Consider the following 21,279-nt stretch of genomic DNA (forward strand, 5'->3'; position numbering starts at 1 on the left):
GTTTATAATAGCTCAAACACTCCGGCAGCTCCCATTCCCCCGCCGATACACATCGTAACAACACCAAACTGTTTCCCTTGACGTTTTAATTCACTAATTAATTTTAAAGATAATATAGTTCCAGTTGCACCAAGTGGATGTCCTAATGCGATTGCTCCACCATTTACATTTACTTTATCTATATCAATTCCTAAATGACGGACTACTTGAATTGCTTGCGAAGCAAATGCTTCATTAACTTCCCAAACATCGATATCTTCTATTGATAATCCGGCTAGTTTCAATGCTTTTGGTACCGCTACAATCGGACCAATCCCCATTACTTCTGGTGGAACGCCGCCTACTGCGAATGAACGGAATTTTGCGATTGGTTTTAATCCTTGTGCTTCTGCTACTTCACGGTCCATCACTAGAACTGCCCCTGCTCCGTCTGAAGTTTGAGAAGCATTTCCTGCTGTTACTGATCCCCGTACATTAAACACTGGACGTAATTTAGCAAGTGTTTCAACCGAAGTCCCAACTCGAACCCCTTCATCCATTTCGAATAAAAACTTTTTCACTTGTGCTTTATTATTTTCATCCACAAAATGCTTCACTACTTCGACAGGAACGATATCATCATTAAACTTACCTGCTGCAATCGCTGCTGCCGCAAGTTCATGAGAACGTACTGCAAAAGCATCTTGATCTGCACGGCTTACACCATACTTGCTCGCAACTTGCTCAGCCGTATGCCCCATTCCCATATAATATTGTGGTGCGGTTTCCGCTAGATGTGCATTGGGACGAATGGTATTCCCCATCATCGGTACCATACTCATCGACTCTACTCCACCAGCAATAATTGCTTCCGAAGAACCGAGCATGATTCGTTCCGCTGCATATGCAATGGTTTGCAATCCCGAAGAACAAAAACGATTTATTGTAATAGCAGGGGTTGAATCGGGAAGACCTGCTAATGCTCCGATATTTCGAGCCACATTCATCCCTTGCTCGGCTTCTGGCATTGCACACCCTAATATTAAATCATCGATTGGGCCATCATAGCCCCCTGCTCTTTTCAACGTTTCCCTTACAACTAAAGCTCCAAAATCATCTGGACGAACTGTTGCTAAAGATCCTTTTTTCGCTTTTCCTATTGGTGTTCTTGCACCTGCTACGATAACTGCTTCACGCATATGTTTTCCTCCTTTAACCTGAACGCAAAATTAGTTGCGTAATGGCTTACCTTTCACTAGCATATACTGCATTCTTGCTTGTGATTTTGGGTCAGCAACTAAACTTAAGAAAGCTTCACGTTCTAAATTAAGTAAATATTGTTCATCCACTAAAGTGCCGTATGGAACTTCGCCACCCGCAATGACATATGCAAGCTTTTTCGCTATTTTCAAGTCATGGTCACTAATATAGCCAGATAAGAACATCCCCTCTGCTCCTAACAATAAAGTTGCATAACCAGGTGAACCTGTTACAGGTACTTTTTCGCGAATTGGCGCTTTATATCCAGCTTCCGAAAGGGAAAGTGCTGCCTGTTTTGCATCATATAATTGATGGTCGGGATTCACACTAATTCCATCTGCAAAGTTCAAGAAATTATTTTCCCGAGCTTCTTCTCCAGAAGTCGAAACTTTCGCCATGGCAATTGTTTCAAATACTTTGTTTGCAACATTTTGGTAGTCTACTTGAACACCATTCGGAAGGCCTTTTAAATGTTTCATATATAGTTCTTTGTTTCCGCCACCACCAGGGATTAAACCAACCCCTACTTCTACAAGTCCCATGTATGTTTCGGTTGTTGCTTGAATATGCGCTGCTGGCAAGCAAGCTTCTGCTCCTCCTCCCAATGTCATAGCAAACGGTGCTGAAACAACAGGTTTAGAAGAATATTTTATTTTCATCATCGCATTTTGAAAGCTGCGAACAACAAAATCTAATTCAAAAATATTATCATCTTGCGCTTCCATTAAGATCATTCCAAGGTTGGCCCCTACACTAAAGTTTTTTCCTTGGTTTCCAATGACAAGACCCTTATAATTCTTTTCTACTTCATCTATAGCAAAGTTAATCATCTGGACGATATCTATCCCGATAGAGTTTGACTTAGAGTGAAATTCAAGTAGTGCAATTCCGCCTCCTAAGTCTATTAAACTTGCACCCGCATTGGATTTAATGACACCATGCTTTTTCTTATATCTTTTCAAATCAATTACTTTTTCATTTACAGGAACTATTTTGTAGTCATTCCCATCGAAAAAGTAAAGGTCTCCATTTTCTTCTTTATAGAAGGAATCGAATCCTTTATCTAACAATGATTGAGCGAAATACGGAATTTCTAGCCCTTCCGCCTTCATTTTTTCAACGGATTCGTTTACGCCAATTGCATCCCATATTTCAAACGGACCTTGTTGCCAACCAAATCCCCATTTCATAGCTTGGTCAATTGCTACGATATCATCTGCAATTTCTCCGTGAAGCGCAGCAGAATATAGAAGTGTTGGACTTAAAATACTCCATAAAAGTTCTCCAGTACGATCCTTTGCATACGTCAATGTTTTCACTTTTGCTGCAAGACCTTTTTGTAGTTTAGCCATTTCCATGGATGGAGTTGTTAGTTTTTTTACTGGTTCATATTCAAGCGTATCTATATTTAATTCCAAAATCTCTTTATCTTTTTTCAAGAAGAAACCTTGCCCCGTTTTTGCTCCAAGCCATTTATTTTCTAGCATTTTTTGTAGGAAAGCGGGTACTTCAAATACTTTTTGCTCTTCCCCAGATGTTAAATCATGAACATTTTTGGCAACATGTGCGAACGTATCTAGTCCAACGACGTCCAATGTGCGGAATGTCGCAGATTTCGGGCGGCCAATAAGTGGACCAGTAACAGAATCCACTTCCCCTACTGAATATCCACGCAATTGCATTTCACGTAATGACACGAGTAACCCGTATGTACCTATACGGTTGGCAATAAAGTTCGGAGTGTCTTTTGCTATAACAACCCCTTTCCCTAAAACGTCTTCCCCATATTGCTTCATGAATTCAACAACTTCAGCATCCGTTGTTTTAGCAGGAATTACTTCTAAAAGCTTTAAATAACGTGGTGGGTTAAAAAAATGTGTTCCTAAGAAATGTTTGCCAAAGTCTTCCGAACGACCCTCCACCATAGCGTTAACGCTTATCCCAGATGTATTGGAACTTACAATTGTACCCGCTTTTCTTACTGCATCTATTTTCTCGTATAAGCTCTTTTTAACCTCAAGATTTTCCACGACTACTTCAATTATCCAGTCCACATCTTTTAATTTCTCTAAATCATCTTCCAAATTACCCGCAGTTATTAATTGCAAATTCTTAATAGAAGTAAGTGGAGCTGGCTTTTGTTTTAATAATTTTTGTATTGCCGTTTGAGCGAAGCGGTTTCGAACTGTCGGATGCTCCAAAGATAGTCCTTTTGTTTGTTCTTCATTATTTATTTCATTTGGAACAATATCTAATAAAAGTGTCGGAATTCCGATATTTGCTAAGTGAGCGGCAATTCCAGAACCCATTACGCCTGAGCCTAAAACAGCCGCTTTTTTAATTTGATATGCCATGTACGATGCCTCCTCATTATTTTGAATGAACAATCATTCATTTTATATGCAAAAAAATAAAACCAATCTATATATCTATTAGTTTAGATCAATATCTAAATTTTCGCAATAATAAAATGCCGGATTTGGAGCAATTTTCTTTCTAGTCTTTCTGAAACAGTGTAAAATGAATTAGTAAAGTGGATTACGCACGAGGAATATATAAAAATGAACATTGGAGGTATATAATATGAATAAAATTACAACGACAGAACAATTTAATGAAATTATTTCTGGTGACCAAGAGGTATTAGTCAAATTCGAAGCTGGTTGGTGCCCTGATTGCCGAAGAATGGACATGTTTATAGATCCAATCGTGGAAAAATACGATCAATACACTTGGTATGAAGTAAACCGTGACGAACTACCAGAAATCGCAGATAAATATGAAGTAATGGGTATTCCAAGTCTTCTTATTTATAAAAAAGGCGAGAAAAAAGCTCACTTACATAGCGCAAATGCTAAATCTCCTGAGCAAGTAACAGAATTTTTGGATGCTCAGAACTAATTAAATAGGAAGGCTGTTCCTAATTGGAGCAGTCTTTTCTTTGATTTTTTCATGTTTTATTCGTTATAATAAGAAAAAAACTGGGGTGTCTGCATGTCGCAAGAAAATGAAATTCTCGAACTAAAAGAAAAGATCGCCTATTACGAACGAATCATTAAAACAATGTCTACTCCAATTATTCCATCTATTGTTTCAAAAACAATTATGATCCCTATTGTAGGATATATGTTTAAAGAGCGTTTTGAAAATATTGAGACCCAAACACTTGAATATGTTGGAGAGCATCGAGAAGTCGAAACTGCTGTTTTTGATTTTTCAGCAGTTAGCTTGGAAGATATAGGAACATTTGACTTTAATGTTTTAGCTATCTCTATATCTAGATTAAACAGTTCTCTTCGGTTGATGGGTATTCGTCCAATATATGTCGGCTTTAACCCTAGATTTATCCGTGAAATTGTTCATGCCAATATTCATGTAGAGCTTGAAACATATAATAGTTTCAAAGTAGCATTAAATCGTCTCTTAAGTGAAATGAATCAAACTATTTCTTCTAAAGAATGAATGGCAATACAGCCACTATAAAATTCATGATAGTGGCCGTATTTTCACATTAAAGTTGATTCATTTTGTTTACCATAAACACTTGCGAAATATCTGTATTTTTAAAGCCTTGGCTTTGTAAAAACGAAAGTATTTTATAGTTAGTGTCAACTAAATTATAAGTCGTTCTTTTGAGTGAATGTTTAAAATAAAGTCCATCTTGCAAGACAGCATGAAGTGCACGCTCACCTTCTTCATTTTCACTATTAGTAATGGCTTGAAATAACGTGACACCATCTGCTTCAAAACCAAATTGTTGCTTCGTTCTCACCAGGCAAGCTGCTAGCACTTTATTATTTTTCATTGCAATGACCGCTTCTCCGCCAACTTTTGGAGTTACGGATGGATCTACTTGCCACGGTACTAGATTTGGAAAAATATCTGTATTTACTGCTTGTAAGGCTGGTATTCTTTGAATCATAAATTCTTTTGCAATATTTTCATCAAAAGAGAGAACTCCTTCCGACTCCCAAAAATGTAACGTATCAATTACTTTATAGCCTAGCTTTTCATATAATTTAATAGCTGGCTCATTAATAGAGATGGCTTCTAAAGTTGCTACAGATACATTATGTTTTTTCAATATGTCTAGTGCTTTTCCCATCAGAATAGTTCCATGTTTCTTCGCTCTGTACTCTGGTATAATGCCAGTTCCACCATTCCACGCTACTTTTTGACCATTCACTTCTTTCATGCCTTGTAGCACAAATCCAATTGGAATCTCCCCGTCAAACATAATAATCGACAATTCTAATGAGAGCCCTTCATTGCCAATACGGGCTACAAAAGCATCAAGTGACATGTTCATCGGTGTAAAATATCCTTCAAACCCACGAATAAAAAGTTCATGTGCTTCTTTAAAAGTTAACTCTTCCATCGTTTTAAATGTAATCATTCTTAGCACCCCTTGTTAGAAAAGTAATATACATTTCTTTTGCCATAACTACAAACTCTACTTATGAAAATGAATGCTCTAAAACCGTAACTTTTGGCACCATTTCATACATCCCCTCAAAATGAAGTAAAACAAATAGGACTAGTATTTGGCATAAACCATCCATCTAGTAAATTACTATCTATGTTATTTATAGTGACTTCTCCGTATTTACAAAGGTCTTTAAGTGACACACATCCCATCCACCAAGAGCTTAGATCATGGATACCAATCTTCATATTAGCTCTTTCATTAGAATCCAATACTTTCGTAGCACTCCAAAGTTCACCATTATAAATGAATTCATATAAACCGTTCTGCTCTTTTAAGAATGTATCATTTATTTCTAGTAATAATCTTGTATATTCGTCTGGTCTATTGAGATTCTGAAAGTTCATTTCGTGAACAAACAAGCCAATATTAGTTATTCTATACATTAGACCTACTCCAGCAGTTGCAACTTCATGATACAGACTTGGTATCAGATGATTAGAATCATTTAACGGATTGGTAAGTGCATATAAAAATGATGAATCGTTTGTTCGAAAGATAATACGATCGACTTGATCTTGCTGGGAAGATAACCAAGATGCTAATTGTTTATACGCATTAGGTTTCGACCATATCCATTCGTGTACAACCATATGTTGATGTAAAAAGTGACTATCTTTCACTGGGTGCAGAGTAAATGCTAATGCTCCTATTAGCTCATCGTTTTCAACGACACCAACATAGTTAGTAGCTGCATTTTTAATGTAGCGACGTTCTGTCCACGTTCTTTTAATCATCCCATGATTTTGTAAAGCATAGTCATTATATAAGGTGACTATCGCTTCCTCATCGTTTGGAGACAAGAACTGCACAAGTCCTTTGTCGCCATTTGCAATAAGTGCATCTGGTTTAATTTTATACTCATATTTCATCGGTCCATAACCATACCCCATTTTCCGATAAAAACTAGGATTAAAAGGATAAAGTGACACTAGGGCTACATTTTCCTGCCTCGCATATTGATGAAAATGAGAAAGGAGTTGAAAAGCAATTTTCTCTTTTTTATGAAGTAGATGGACAGCTACCATTCCAATTCCAAAAACACGCTGAAACTTCCCATTAACATTACATTCAAAATCATTTAAACGATAAATGCCTAAGAGCTCTCCTGTCTCATTAAAATTGCCAAAATAGTTAATGCCATTTTGTTCTTCTTGTTCTACTGTCAAACGCTCAACAAATTTTATTTTTTCTTCAGTTGTTTGTATGTTCATGCCTGGATAAGCTAATGCAACAATACTTGCCGCTTGTTCAAAATCTTGCTTTTGTAGAAGTTGAATCAAGACATTACCTCCTTATAAAGATAAATTTACTCTATAGTTGGATTAATTTTACAATACCTCTATAATTTTAACAACAAAAAAAGAGCTCCCCTAGTCTATTTAGGAAAAACTCTTAAGTTCAAGGTCAAAGTCTTTATTGCTGATTTTGAAGTTGTCTAGCTAAAATCGTATAACCATTATCATATAAATAATCTAATTTAGTCGATGGAATGTCCTTTACAAGTAGATGATCTAACTCGGCTTCAATTGGCACATCTCGTCGAATAGTTGCTAGTTCTTTAGATAGCTGAAGCATCTGTAAATCTGTTTCAATTTTAGCCTTTTGCCCTGCCTTCAGTAAATGAAGGGACTCAATCACTTTCTCTACGGATCCGTAGGTTTGGACTAATTGCAATGCAGTTTTTGGGCCAATCCCCTTTACTCCAGCATATCCGTCACTGGAATCTCCCATAAATGCTTTTACATCAGGGAATAATAATGGAGAAATGCCATACTCCTCTAGAAAACGTGCTTCATTGTATACATCATAAATCGTAAATCCTTTTTTCGTAAATGCGATTTCTGTTGATGGATGAAGAAGCTGAAGTAAATCCTTATCTCCACTAACAATCGTAAACCTTGCATCCTCTTGCCATTTATGTGTAATCGAAGCGATTGTATCATCTGCTTCCATTCCAACTATACCAAAGTTCGTCCATCCTAAATGTTCAGACAAGTCTTGAGCCATATCAAATTGAGGAATCAGTTCTTCCGCAGGCTTTGGTCGATTTGCTTTATACCCATCGTACAAATCATTTCTAAATGTACGCGCACCTTTATCCCAACAAATAGCTATATGGGTTGGTTGCATTAAATTTTGAGCAGCTAATACATGTCTTGCAAAGCCTTGTACAGCATTTGTAGGAATTCCTTTTGCATTTTTAAAGTAGTTCCCAGACATCGCAGTTGCAAAAAACGATCGGAATAACAATGCCATCCCATCTATTACTAATACATGTGGTTTTTCTTGGTTCATGTCAAACATCCTTTATAGTAGATTGTTTATAGTATACCATGGGTAGGCTTGAATCTTAGATAGTGTGGGTATAATAAATAGAAATCTAGAATATGGGGGATTTTTTAAATGAAGATACATAATGGCTCATTATACTGGCCTACTACAATTAAGCAATTCGAGAACAGAACTAATTTTGATAAGCTAGACCTATATGATGTTGTTATTGTTGGAGGAGGAATGTCTGGAGCTTTGACAGCTCTAGCTGTAGTAGAAGCTGGACTAACTGTTGCAATAATAGATAAAAGACAATTGGGAACCGGTAGCACGAGTGCAAATACGGGGCTTCTTCAATATTCAAATGATATTATGCTACACGAATTAATCGATCAAATTGGCGAACAAGATGCCGTTCAATTTTATAAACTATGCTATAAAGCTGTAGATGATTTAGAGAAAATAGTGACTCGACTGCAGTTAGATGCTGATTTTATTCGAAGACCTAGCATTTGTTATGCAAGTGATGAAAATGATGTAGAAAAAATTAAAGTAGAATATGCCACACTAAAAAAACATGGATTTCCCTGTGATTACTTTGGACCAAATGAAATGGCGGAGAAATTACCATTCTCAAAACCTGGTGCATTAGTGACATTGGAAGATGCGGAAATAAACCCTTTGAAATTTGTTTTAGGTCTATTACAAAAAGTGGAGGAAAAAGGAGGTCATCTATTTCCATACGTAGAGGTAGAGGAAGTATTTGAGGCCGACAATGTTATAGATATCCGTACTTCTGAGAATTCTTTTCTAGCAAAAAAGATCATTTTTACAACAGGATATGAAACAGTACCAGTAGGGAAAAGAATTGGCGCTGTTATCAATCGCTCCTATGTATTTGTAAGCAATCCTATTGAAAACTTCAACGATTGGTACAAGCAAGGGCTTATTTGGGAAACGAAACGACCTTATTTGTATATTCGTACTACTGTAGATAATAGACTAATTGTAGGTGGGTTAGATGAAGATAAATCTGAGGCACCCTATTCTCAAGAATTAATCCAACAACACGCCGAAACCTTATTAAAACAAGTCCAAGATTTATTTCCAAACTACAAAATTGACATTGAATACGCATATGCAGCAACTTTCGGTGAATCGATAGATAATTTACCTTTCATCGGAGAACATCCAACAAAGCCTAAACACTACTATTTATTAGGTTATGGTGGCAACGGGACTGTTTATAGTATGCTGGGGTCACAAATATTAAGAGATTTGATTATGGGCAAACGGAATGAAGATGCTGAGATTGTCCAGTTGGATCGAAAATATGGGGTGAAATAAAAAAACGAAGGGGGTACTTCTACCCTTCGTTTTTTTATGAAATAGTTTTTAGTACCATCAACCAAAAAGATAGGATTTGATCCGTTTAGTAGTATTGTAATGTGACTATTTTATTTAAATGAACAAAAATTCCCTTGGCGTCACTTAATTCTTTCATTTTCAAGAACTCTTTCAAGGTACTGAAATAAATTTACTCTTAAATCATCCCTCTTTAACGCCATCTCAATAGTAGTCTGTATGAAACCCAATTTCTCTCCAACATCGTACCGCTTACCCTCAAAATTATATGCGTACACTTTCTGTATCTCATTCAACCTTTGAATTGCATCCGTCAACTGAATCTCTCCACCAGCACCTGTTTTCTGCATATCAAGAAAACCAAAAATCTCTGGTGTTAAAATATAACGCCCCATAATTGCTAAATTAGATGGAGCGGTACCCCATTCAGGTTTTTCTACAAATCCACTCACTTCATAACGTCTACCATCAACCGAACTTGGATTAATGATCCCATAGCGATATGTTTCCTCATCAGAAACTTTTTGTACACCGACTATCGATGAACCTGTTTCATCAAACTGTTCAATCAACTGTTTTAGACAGGGCTTTTCAGCTTGAACAATATCATCACCAAGTAAGATCGCAAAAGGTTCATCTCCGATAAAATTACGTGCACACCACACCGCATGACCCAGCCCTTTAGGTTCTTTTTGTCGTATATAATGTATCTCTACATTTGATGATTGATTAATTTTATGCAGTAATTCATACTTCCCTTTTTCCCTAAGATTTTCTTCCAGTTCAAAGTTTCTATCAAAATGATCTTCGATGGCTCGCTTACCTTTACCCGTAACTATGATGATATCTTCTATTCCCGAAGTAATGGCTTCCTCGACAATATATTCAATGGTAGGTCTATCAACGATTGGTAACATTTCTTTAGGCATTGCTTTTGTCGCTGGTAGGAATCTGGTTCCAAGACCGGCTGCTGGAATAATTGCTTTCTTCACTTTTTTCATTCTTCAACACCTTACTTCATTTTTTGTCATTTCAATTGTTCCCCCAAAATATGCCTCTACGCCAGGCTATTAAAAGGAATTAATACCTTCATCGTAATTAAGTAAGATCTTGTACAGGTACTATAGATAAATGGACATAATTTATTTAAGTCAAAAAAAGAGAGGACGTGTCCGACATGAAACAAAAAGATATGATAAAGAATTTATGAGATAATAGCGGAACTAAAACATAGAGCCTCTAGGGCTCAGAATTATGAAATTGATTTATATAGTTCCTTTTATTCTCAATTATTCTTCTGAAATAACCAAGCATCACGGCATATGGATTTAATATCACGTTTAGCTATCCAAGCTAGTTCGTTCTTAGCTTTCGAAGCTTCAGCATAGAATGAAGCAATATCTCTAGGTCTAAGATCTTCTATTTCATAAGGTACTTTAATATCATTTGCTTCTTCAAAGGCTCTTACTAATTTTAATACACTAGTACCTTTACCAGTCCCTAAGTTATAAATATGAACACCCTCAGTGAGATTATCTAATGCTTCTTCATGACCTTCTGCTAGATCCACCACATGAATATTCACGAACTCATGTGCCGTCTACAGTTGGATAATCACTTCCAAAGACTCTAAGTTTCTTTAAATTGCAATTTGCCACTTGAGTGACAAACAGCATTAAATTATTAGGAATACCATGAAGTTCTTCACCAATCAAGCCACTCTCATGGGTTCTCACTGGGTTGAAATATCTAAGGAGAGATACGGAGAAAGTAGGATCTGCTTTTACAATATCAGTCAGAAACTGCTCACTCATAGCTTTTGTTTCACCATAGGGATAAGTCTTTAGTAAGAGATCCATACTCTCTACAAAAGGAACCTCCTTTTCTCCATACACTGTTGCCGTAGAGCTATAGACAAACCGTCTTACATCATACTTCTGAAAGGATTCTGCTAGAATCATAGTACTGACAAGATTATTATAGTAATAAGCTAGTGGCTTTTCTGCAGACTTTCTCACCGCTTTTAGGCCGGCAAAATGGATAACACTATCAATTTCATGATTGGCAAATACACTGTCGACCGCTTCCTTGTCAGTCACAGCTTTACTGTTGTGCAATAATCACTGTATGTCCCGCTTCAAGCAAGGCAACACATGTGTGTGAACCTATATATATCCAACTCCCGGTGGTTGTCAATATAGTTGTCGCACTTAGCTAGGAAAATAGACTCAGACGAAGTATCATCCAACTATGCCTTAACAGACAAATCATCGAATAAGAATGTACCATTAGCTCCCCATTGATACATGCCAACTTGTGTCTGCGAAAAGTAAGCGCTATCTATGGCATTTAGAATCTCCACATCGTCCAAATAAACTTTAATACTCGCCCCCCCACACACAACTTTAATAAGGTATTCTTGACCTGTAAGCAAAGTAATATTATGGTTACCAATCACCGTGTCCATATGTCTCATAAGTTCGATTTTATTTGCATCCTTAGCCATTACAACCGCAAAACAATCGCGCCATGACGGAGATAAAGCGTCTAACCCTCTAAACGTAAAGGTTCCTGATCCAGACGTTCCACAAGTAATTGTAATTTCAGCGGTAAAATTAGATGCTCCCGCGTTAGTAGTTGCATAGTTATTACCATCACCAGACCCTGCTTTTGCTTTACCACCAACGATATCGAATGTGTTATTCACAACCCATGCCTGACCAGTGTCTGCAACACCGAGACCCCCATTAACTCGATCAAACGTATCTGATAGAACCGTTGTCTGAACAGATGATGGAAGATCAGGAATATTCAACACCGCTTGCTCTAACGCAAAAGTTCTCGTTTCTAAGTCGTTTAGTTTAAGAAGTAAAGACGTTTTGCTTTCTTGTATATCCTTATCCGCTAATAGGTTCACCAACACATTAATATTAGGGGCTTTGATTAATCCGATATGCCAAATAGCACGATCCTTTTGTGCGCCGTAATAAAGCATAATGTAATTAGACATACGAACCAAGCAAGGTCGATATAGCTCCAAATCATCAAAAGAACCTTTATAGCCTGAGCCAAGAATCGTATCAGGCTTGGAATACGTAATGTTATCAGAAGACTTTGCATAACATAAATAGTTTATCTTGTCGAATTGACCTCCATCTTGATACGATCCTACAAACTCATATCCCACAGATGATTTAATAATGTCAAAATGCCACATAATATAACGACCACTCGGGTCGTCTATGCGTATATCTCTGATAAAAGTCCAAGCTTTCCCATCTGTGGATTCATAGTATTTTAAATATCGATTGGTTTGCGATACAGAGAAGATTATCCAAATTAAATACTTTTTAACTGAATTATCCCAAAGAACCACAGGAGAAATAAGACTTGCAGAATTCGCTGATTGAATCGAATACATGCTTTCAACTGATGTCCAATTGATTCCATCATTTGTTGTCCTTCTAAACAAATGCTCCACAACAGGACTACCATAAATCCCTCTATACCAACATTCAAGTGTGTTCGTATCTGGTCTATACACTAAGTGTGTGTCGCTAAGATATGCACCTTGTCCATATTTTGATCCAACATCAAGAGGATTTATAAGTCCACTCGGCGTAACCCAATTAGTACCATCGTTTGATGCGACGACGCATGGGTTTTCTAAATCTGAATTGTTGTTCGGATAAGGGGTGTACGCCATCCAATAATGAAAACCATTCCATTTATTTTCAAAGAATTTCACACTAGGATGTGTAGGTTGGTTGCTTCCATCATACGTTTCAATATCTAATGGATTTGCAGGGTTCGCAATGTATAGATTAGGCATAAGACTAAAATCACCAGTGCCACCTGACACATTTACATTTCCATTCACATTATGAGAAACACCATTAACTTTCTTAACAGTTTCCTCCAACTGTGTCTTAGTCTTTTCTACATCTCCATCGATTGTCTCAAAGTTTTCATTCCATTCGTCTAAAAATAATCGTTCTGTTGGTTCACATATATTTAATTTTAAATTCTCAGTTTTTTCCGTTGACAATTCATCACCTCATCATTTTTTTCTTCAGTTTTGCAGGTTATTTTAGAACGATTCTTCTAGTTCTTTGTAAGTATCCCAGATTATCGGCCACCCCACTTCTGAACATGTTAAGTACCTCTGCGCAAACTTTAGCCTGCTATAACCAGCTATATATAATGTCATCAGGTCTCCCTCACTGCCTTAAATTTGAATAACATAAATTACAATTCCCCCTCATGAATCCATAATTCTACAAAAGAGAAGCAAATTCTCTTTAAAGATGTAAATTTTTAATGACAATGTTCCAACAGCGATTTAGTTTGTAACCGTCAAGTTAAAACATATAGTTTTTGCTCGTTTAAAATGAACACTTTTGCTTAAAATACATGCTGCCTGTTTTTTATGCGATAGCTGTCGCCATCCATGTGAATAACCTCCACACTTTGAAAAATTCGATCTAATATGGCGGTAGTATTTCCTTCGTCGCCATTAACTTACTCCATTAATCGAGGCTTTTATTTGATGTTAAAATAATCGAACTTCGTTCATAAAGATGATTTACCAATTGGAAGAACAGATTCGCTTCACGCTGATCCATGGCCATATACATCAAATCATCAAAGATTACTAAATCGGATGACTGTATTCGCTTTATCTGCACTTGTGACTTAAGTGTATACTCCTGAGTTGTATTAATTATTCCATTGTCAAAAAATACACTTGAAAACCTCGGCCCTCTATTCCTAGCCCTAACCAACTAAACATCTGTAATTTAGTCAATAGACGATCTGTTAAGGCTTTCTGTTCCTCGCCATATTGAATTCCTGAAGCGTTTTATAGTAGGGAAAACGTGCCAATTTGCTACATCTCTCAATGCTTTTTGTTACGTGTCTATTTAACACAAATGATGTAATAACTTCTAAGAATTAGCTTCTCCAAGGAGCTGTGAAAGCTCTCAGAAGTTCCCGCTAAGCGTAGTTTGCGAAAAAGTTTTTGTAATCCTCCACTGTTTCATTCAGTTGTACATTCCCCCGCAAAATACTTGTATATGTACTTACAGAGCGGAGGATCACTTGAATTTTAGTTTTAGATTTTGATATTTTTTTGCTTCCTTAATTGCTACAACTGATTTCTCACTCGATTTCTTCAAATAACATACTACATCACTAAAGTCATTTATATTAAATAATTGGATACATAATAAGTTCACAAGCAAAACTAACTCAAAAGTAATATTATCTAAGGAATTTTATATTAAAAGACCAATAAGTTAATTCATCAAATAATCATCAGAATAGTACGGATTTATGTAAGTGTCTGTGGTCGCCCCCCTTATAATGGACATATAGAGTGTTATAATTGTGTAAATAAAATCATTCGAGAGGGGCATGATCAAGCATATTCGAAAGAAAACCAAAAACGTCAACTCACATTTGAACAAAAGCTATTTGCAGTTAATGAAGTACGTCTAAAAAAACTTAACAGATAAGATGTCGCGCACGAACTGAAAATTCATATTAATTCATTGGAAGGGTGGTTAAAACTATACTGAGGTGAACACGGTGAAGATGCACTTCACTCACGCTAAGAGAAATCAGATTTGATTGAACTCACGGAAGAACTAAATAGATTAAGCAATATAGAAAAGAAGTATAATGAGCAATTTATACAAAATGAAATCTTAAAAAAGTTCCTGGCCTTTCTCAAGGTGAACGAAAAAAGAAGCGCTTCGAAGCCATTACGGCTCCGAGAAAGGATTATCCTGTATCTACCCTTTGTAAAACACTAGAAGTATCAACCAGTGGATATTACAACTATATGGCACAACCTCAAAAGTCTCTTTCTGAACGGGATCAAATCGATATTACGGTCATTCAAAGCTTATATGATATCACTTGAGGTACAATTGGTGTGAAAAGAATTGCTGGTGAACTGCAAGCAAACCACGATCATATAATTAATCACAAACGGGTACAACGATTAATAAATGAGATGAACAAATCTAAAATTCTAGTGAAGATAGACGCACAATCTGAATGGGTTTATCCAAACCTTCTTAATCGCGATTTTGATGCTGCGCTTCAACAATTAAGCCACTCTGATGAGCACCTACTGGGATAAAAAAGCGCAGAATTGTAACAGCAAAATTTGGATTAACGTTTGCAATATCCGTTAATATTCGCTCACTCATTATCTTCGTTTCACCATAAGGATTCGTCGTTGACATTAAGTCCATCGTCTCAACAAACGGCACCTGATTATCCCCATATACCGTAGCAGAAGAACTAAAGACAAATCGGCCGACATTATATTTCAAACAAGCCACAGCCAGCACCATTGTACTCACCAAATTATTCATATAATACTTTAACGGTTTCTCAACCGATTCACCTACAGCTTTCAAACCAGCAAAATAAATAACGCCATCAATCTTATAACTTTGAAAAATACCTTCTACTGTGATTTTATCCGTTAAATCAATCTCATAAATGATAACTTCCTCACCTCCAAGTTGTTGTATTTTATCAATAGAATCACGCTTACTATTGTAAAGTTATCAGCGATAATTACTGAATGACCTGCTTCAAGAAGAGCCACACATGTATGGAAGCCTAAATATCCGGCACCAACTGTTACTAATATGTTCATAGTTTCAGAACTACCATTTCTATTGTATTTAAATATAGACAGTTATTAGTTCTCTATATAATAATCCACGTACTTAAATACAGATTCACCATCGGATTATTATGATAGACTCTTATACTCTCCAGTTGCGGATAGCAGCTAGTATAAAGTAACATGTATGACATATTTTTGAGCCACTAAAGATAGCAAAAGACCACTTGTGATTGCATGTTAAGCTTCTCACTCTTTGGATTTTAGTTAATTGTCAGAATAACGTAGAATTGTATCTGACATAGTGGTCGACCCCCTTATAATGGACACTTAGAGTGTTATAATTGTGCAAATACAACCATTTGAGAGGGGTCTGTTTATGAACATTCGAAAGAAAACCAGAAAACGTCAAAACTCATATGAACAAAAGTTGTTTGCTGTGAATGAAGTGCGTCTAAAAAACCGTCACAAACAAGATGTCGCAGAAGAACTCGACATTCATATTAATTCATTGACAAAGTGGTTAAAATTGTACAGAGAACACGGCGAAGATGCGCTTCTTTCAAACTATGAAAAACCAGATTTAATGGAACATACCGAAGAACTAAATAGATTAAGAGATATAGAAAAGAAGTACAAGGAACAATTGATACAAAATGAAATTCTAAAAAAGTTCCAGGCCTTTCTCAAGGTGAACGAAAAAAGAAATGCTTCGAAGCCATAACGGCCCTGAGAAAGGATTATCCTGTATCTACCCTTTGCAAAACACTAAAAGTATCAACCAGTGGATATTACAACTATATTGCGCAGCCTCAAAAGTCTCTTTCTGAACGGGATCAAATTGATAGTAAGGTCATTCAAAGCTTATATGATTATACCGGCGGCACCATTGGTGTGAAACGAATTGCCGGTAAACTGAAAGAGAATCATAATCATATAATTAATCATAAACGTGTATCACGTTTAATGTATGAGATGAATATCAAATCTAAAATTCGTGTTAAGAAATACTTCCGGTCTAAGAAAGATGCACAATCTAACTGGATATATCCAAACCTTCTTAATCGCTATTTTGATGCTCCACTGCCCAATCGTAAATGGGTTACCGATCTATCTGAGATTACAGTGGAAGAAGAAAAATTTTACGTTTCTGCAATCATGTATCTTTGCAATCGAGAAATTATTGCATTTAAAATGAGCGATAGTCCAACTGCAGCCCTGGTAGAAGCTACTGTTAAACAAGCAATGAAAACGAGAGAGCTGCCCGACTTAACAAACATCATCATTCACTCTGATCAAGGGAGTGTCTATAAGTCTTTTAAGTATAAAAATCTTGCCAAGAAACTCCAATTTTCACCAAGTATGTTTCGGAAGGCGAACTGCTGGGATAAAGCTGTAATTGAGAGCTTTTTTTCGCATTTAAAGACCGAATTCCCGCACTTGTATGCCACAGACAATGCGAAACAGGTAAGGAAAGATTTACTCTTATACATTGCATATTTTAACGAAAACCGTGGTCAAAAAAGACTGGGTTATTTAAGTCCAACTGCTTATTTAAAGTTAAAACATTCAGCTAGCTAATGCACAATTCTACACTGTCCATAAAATAGGGGCTAGACTATAGGGACGCGATTTTAAAGAAATTTTATAATCTTTTTTAAAGATTTTTTTTCAAGAGTATTCAAACAAAGTGAATATATAGTAATGATATATAAAATCATATAGAGGAACATAGAAACAAAAAGTCCTACTGTTTCCAAATTAAAGTTAAATTTGATTTTATAGAATAATATTACCAAAACTAATAAAGGAAGCATTATTCTTATAATATTTTTCCAGTATAATTTAATATCTAGACCAATCTTATAATAATAGTAATAATTTAGTAAAATTACATTTCCTACCGCTATAAAGATAGCTGTCACAATTGCTGTTCCAGTACTTCCATATTGTTCTATAAGGGGAATCGAAATAATAATATTTAATATTGAACAAATAACTAAGGAAATGGTTCTAAATAAATAAAGTCCCTTAGCTTGTAAAATGACAAGTCCAGTATTTTGAACTAAATCAAAGAAAAAAGGAATCATTAGTATAATAACAATTGTAAATGCCTGTTCATATGATGAACCTGCCCACAAAATAATGAACTCTTTTCCAAAGATTATAAAACCACTAAATGCTAATGCTAGTACAAAAAATTGAAACCTACTAATACTTATAAATAACTCATTCAACTTGGTTATATGATTTTTTTCAGTAACGATTTTAGAAAGTTTAGGTAAAAATAAACTACTGAGAGCCACTGATAAAGTCATAAATATCATAACAAATTGTATTGCAACAGCATATACAGCGACAACTTCAGGATTTTTTAAGATACCCAAAAGAACTTGATCCGTCTGCCAATAAATTTTATCTGCAATAGATGTTAATAAGATTAAAAATGCATATATGAATATTTCCTTCTTTAAATCTTGTTCAATTGGAGAAAATGTCACTTTAATTCCTATTATCTTTTTACAATATAAATATCCAATAATCAAAATAATAATATTCACAGACGTTGTAATGACTGTCATCGATATTAAACTTCCACCTGTTGCTAATGCAATTATTGTAATAATAGGTACTAGTACTATTCTAATAATTGAACTTAACTTTAAAAAAGCAAAACGCTCATATGCTTGCAAAACGGCACTATAAACATTTAGAATGAATGACAATGCAAAACTAATTGTCAAAATTATTATCATAATCTGTGCAGTCCTTATATCTGAATTTTCTAAACTATTTCGGAAAATATCAGGTACTTTTATACAAATAATGAAACCTACAATTAGTGTTAGAACGCTGATACCTAGGAAAAATCTCAAAAATTGACCAATCAAATCTGATTCTGTTTTTGAATCCCCTATTGCTCTATTACGAGCTATATAGCGTACAATTGCATTTCCTACCCCCATATCCATTAGGCTCAAATAAGAGGTAAAAGCTAAGACAAGTGAATATAATCCATAGTCTGACTGTCCCAGCCACCTGATCAAAATTGGGGTATAAATTAAACCAACAATAAATGTCAAAAATATTGAGAAATAAGATAGTATTGCTCCAATGCGTATTTGATTCATGACATACATTCCTCGTATATTAGTAGTAAGATCTCTTTCTTACAGAATTTCCAGTTGATCCAGACAGCTGGGGGACCCGTTGGATTTCCTATAGGAAACGTTCGCCTTTTGGCTCCCTCACTCTTTTCATGTTTTACCTGTTTAACCCCTGCTTTACCGAGGGAGCCAAAAGGAAAAATCTATGTTTATCATGTCTAAATAAAATTGACAGGTGCTTACCTGCTTATTTGAATTGTCTAATTTCATATCGTTTGGGCGAAGAATGGAGGAGACTCCATTTAAATACTTCGTCCTTTTTTATTTCAATCTACTTTTCTCTCAGACCGTGCCCATGAGATAATGGAACGGACAAGGTTGACACAGGAAATAGCTTTCACTCCTTGCGTACACTTAGTGCAGTTCTTAATAAGCCTGCTACCCATCGTTCATTATGGAAGGTCTAACCACTGGCTGCGACGTTGGTGAAGAAGAGAGTGTAGCAGTCAAGGTCGTTAGCCATTCTACTATCACACTAATAGAGATATCCTCCAACAACCATGATCGAACAAGCATGAATAATTCAGGTATATTAATATAGTGGTGTTTATTTTAATAGATTTGTAATTTCTTGAACCCTATAGTTGTAAACGTTGAATTCGTTGTTCGTTAATTTTGCCGACTTACTAAACCTTTTAAAGATGTCTGAATCAATTAGTACCTTTTTCATCCCCCAATAAATACCATCCTTAGAATTTTCTACTATAAGCCCATGGACACTTTCATCAAACAGTTCAATTGCCCCGGGACATTTTGTTGTAATAACAGGAATATTCAATGCTATGGACTCATAAATAGCCAATGAAAAACTCTCCGATCTAGATGGTGAAATATACCAACTAGCCATTTTAACATACTTATATGGATTTTTTTTTTCCCCCAATAAAATTATATTTGTTAGTTTGTTATATTTTATATATCTTTCTAAATTTCCTTTTTCTATACCATCACCAATTATCCATAACCGAAAATTAAAGCCCTCATTTTTCAAACGTAAACATGCTTCCAATAATCTATCAAAACCCTTTTGTATATCTAATCTACCCACCGAAATAAATAATGTTGTGTCAATGTCTTTCATTTCATCTGTTTTGGTTGCTGTCTCTTGTGACAGATGAATGATATTTTTTATATTAATTGGATTGTATCTTATAATCAAATTACCTGGGTCCCCAACTTTTTCCATGACACCTTTCTCCACAGCACTAGACACACATATAACTTTTTCGTACTTTTTCATACAATTTAATTCATTATTTTTTTTAAATACGCCTTTGGTCCAATGAAAAAAATTAAAGTCCGTATGGACCCATGAAAATTTTCTTCGTGAATTAATATTCGAAATAAATTTCATGCATGGTCCTTCTTTCATAGCGATAGCAATATCATAATTGTATTTATTAATAATTCTTCTTTTATAATTTAATTTGATTTGATAAATTATTTTATTATATATCTTTCCTAAAATGTTACTGTTGCGAAACATTCTTTTAGTTATATAAATATAGCTTATTTCGGAATTCCCATATTGTTTATTAAAATGTTCGTTATAATCATTGGTTAATACAGTAATGCTATAACCCTCTAATCTAAGTTCTTCAATGAGTATATGCATGACCTTTTCAACACCACCACCATAGGCTATGTCATTCATTAGTAATATCTTTTTCATATAAATCAAATCCTTTATTAAATTTTACAATTCTTCTAAAACTCCTCGGATTCCTCCCACATACCTCTTCAATTTGGAGAGTCCCCCCTATTGCCAGTGTCAATTGAGTAGTCCTACCTACATTTTGAGCGAGTTTATCTAACTAAACCCACTGCAGGGCTGTGCGTGCATTATCTGTTTTTTACCAATCTTTTTTGAACCATCTATACATACTTTGAACTCTGATATCTTTATAGCACACCAGGCTGTGACACTGGATTTCTCACCGCTTTAAATGCTTCAATCAGCGCCTGACACATGGCTCGCTGTTCTTCTCTTGTCATGAAAAAACCTCCTAACCATTGATATTAATGTGATTATCACATAACACTAAAGAGGTTAGAAGGTGGGGTGTATTTAACACTTACATAGAGAAAGTGTTGGAGAAATA

Annotated in this window: 15 protein-coding genes and 3 pseudogenes; 5 read left to right on the forward strand and 13 right to left on the reverse strand. The window is 35.6% G+C overall.

Translation table 11 applies throughout. From position 1 onward, the window contains the following. Positions 1-2 precede the first annotated feature (2 nt). Positions 3-1,178, reverse strand: a complete 1,176-nt coding sequence (locus PB01_RS13880; RefSeq protein ID WP_151700748.1) for an acetyl-CoA C-acetyltransferase — start codon at positions 1,176-1,178, stop codon at positions 3-5. A 30-nt stretch (positions 1,179-1,208) separates the two neighbouring features. Next, entirely contained in the window at positions 1,209-3,593 is a 2,385-nt protein-coding gene (locus PB01_RS13885; protein ID WP_151700749.1) for a 3-hydroxyacyl-CoA dehydrogenase/enoyl-CoA hydratase family protein, read from the reverse strand. Between the two features lie 229 nt (positions 3,594-3,822). Between PB01_RS13885 and PB01_RS13890 the strand changes: the two genes are divergently transcribed. Together PB01_RS13890 and PB01_RS13895 are read left to right on the forward strand one after the other, a co-directional pair. Next, a complete protein-coding gene (locus PB01_RS13890; protein ID WP_151700750.1) occupies positions 3,823-4,140 on the forward strand; it encodes a thioredoxin family protein in 318 nt (105 codons plus the stop codon). Positions 4,141-4,233: 93 nt separating this feature from the next. Further along, positions 4,234-4,701, forward strand: coding sequence for an STAS domain-containing protein (locus PB01_RS13895; RefSeq protein WP_151700751.1), 468 nt, complete (start codon positions 4,234-4,236; stop codon positions 4,699-4,701). Positions 4,702-4,750: 49 nt separating this feature from the next. On the opposite strand, the gene PB01_RS13900 is transcribed toward PB01_RS13895, so the two are convergent. The 3 genes from PB01_RS13900 to PB01_RS13910 all read right to left on the reverse strand — a co-directional run bounded on the left by PB01_RS13900 (position 4,751) and on the right by PB01_RS13910 (position 8,023). Then, positions 4,751-5,635 carry a GNAT family N-acetyltransferase gene (locus tag PB01_RS13900; RefSeq protein ID WP_151700752.1) on the reverse strand — a complete coding sequence of 295 codons (885 nt, stop codon included), beginning with the start codon at positions 5,633-5,635 and terminating at the stop codon, positions 4,751-4,753. A 116-nt stretch (positions 5,636-5,751) separates the two neighbouring features. Further along, positions 5,752-7,008, reverse strand: coding sequence for a GNAT family N-acetyltransferase (locus tag PB01_RS13905; RefSeq protein WP_151700753.1), 1,257 nt, complete (start codon positions 7,006-7,008; stop codon positions 5,752-5,754). A 133-nt stretch (positions 7,009-7,141) separates the two neighbouring features. Further along, on the reverse strand, positions 7,142-8,023 hold the full coding sequence (locus PB01_RS13910) for a 5'-3' exonuclease (protein ID WP_151700754.1): 882 nt from the start codon (positions 8,021-8,023) through the stop codon (positions 7,142-7,144). Positions 8,024-8,131: 108 nt separating this feature from the next. Between PB01_RS13910 and PB01_RS13915 the strand changes: the two genes are divergently transcribed. Beyond that, a complete protein-coding gene (locus tag PB01_RS13915; RefSeq protein ID WP_151700755.1) occupies positions 8,132-9,346 on the forward strand; it encodes an NAD(P)/FAD-dependent oxidoreductase in 1,215 nt (404 codons plus the stop codon). 140 nt (positions 9,347-9,486) lie between these two features. Here the strand turns inward: PB01_RS13915 and galU are convergent, their stop codons facing one another. The 6 genes and pseudogenes from galU to PB01_RS13940 all read right to left on the reverse strand — a co-directional run. Beyond that, positions 9,487-10,365, reverse strand: coding sequence for a UTP--glucose-1-phosphate uridylyltransferase GalU (gene galU / locus PB01_RS13920; RefSeq protein ID WP_151700756.1), 879 nt, complete (start codon positions 10,363-10,365; stop codon positions 9,487-9,489). 284 nt (positions 10,366-10,649) lie between these two features. After that, positions 10,650-11,563, reverse strand: a pseudogene (gene galE, locus PB01_RS13925) (UDP-glucose 4-epimerase GalE). A 49-nt stretch (positions 11,564-11,612) separates the two neighbouring features. Continuing rightward, positions 11,613-13,412 carry a hypothetical protein gene (locus PB01_RS13930; RefSeq protein WP_151700757.1) on the reverse strand — a complete coding sequence of 600 codons (1,800 nt, stop codon included), beginning with the start codon at positions 13,410-13,412 and terminating at the stop codon, positions 11,613-11,615. Positions 13,413-13,768: 356 nt separating this feature from the next. Then, positions 13,769-13,867 (reverse strand): annotated as a pseudogene (locus PB01_RS21950) (ATP-binding protein); the annotation flags it as partial. Positions 13,868-13,893: 26 nt separating this feature from the next. Next, entirely contained in the window at positions 13,894-14,001 is a 108-nt protein-coding gene (locus PB01_RS21805) for an ATP-binding protein (RefSeq protein ID WP_318837555.1), read from the reverse strand. A gap of 1,467 nt (positions 14,002-15,468) precedes the next feature. Continuing rightward, positions 15,469-16,040, reverse strand: a pseudogene (locus PB01_RS13940) (SDR family NAD(P)-dependent oxidoreductase); the annotation flags it as partial. 349 nt (positions 16,041-16,389) lie between these two features. Between PB01_RS13940 and PB01_RS13945 the strand changes: the two are divergent. Both PB01_RS13945 and PB01_RS13950 read left to right on the forward strand, forming a co-directional pair. Beyond that, complete coding sequence (locus PB01_RS13945) at positions 16,390-16,734, forward strand: transposase (RefSeq protein ID WP_151700758.1); 345 nt, start codon at positions 16,390-16,392, stop codon at positions 16,732-16,734. A 5-nt stretch (positions 16,735-16,739) separates the two neighbouring features. After that, positions 16,740-17,591 carry an IS3 family transposase gene (locus tag PB01_RS13950; RefSeq protein WP_264158181.1) on the forward strand — a complete coding sequence of 284 codons (852 nt, stop codon included), beginning with the start codon at positions 16,740-16,742 and terminating at the stop codon, positions 17,589-17,591. Between the two features lie 53 nt (positions 17,592-17,644). Here PB01_RS13950 and PB01_RS13955 read toward each other — a convergent pair whose 3' ends face one another. Then, complete coding sequence (locus PB01_RS13955) at positions 17,645-19,141, reverse strand: oligosaccharide flippase family protein (protein WP_192797359.1); 1,497 nt, start codon at positions 19,139-19,141, stop codon at positions 17,645-17,647. Between the two features lie 583 nt (positions 19,142-19,724). After that, a complete protein-coding gene (locus PB01_RS13960) occupies positions 19,725-20,849 on the reverse strand; it encodes a glycosyltransferase (protein WP_151700761.1) in 1,125 nt (374 codons plus the stop codon). Positions 20,850-21,279: the final 430 nt, after the last annotated feature.

It is taken from the genome of Psychrobacillus glaciei (assembly GCF_008973485.1).
GTDB classification, from domain to species: domain Bacteria; phylum Bacillota; class Bacilli; order Bacillales_A; family Planococcaceae; genus Psychrobacillus; species Psychrobacillus glaciei.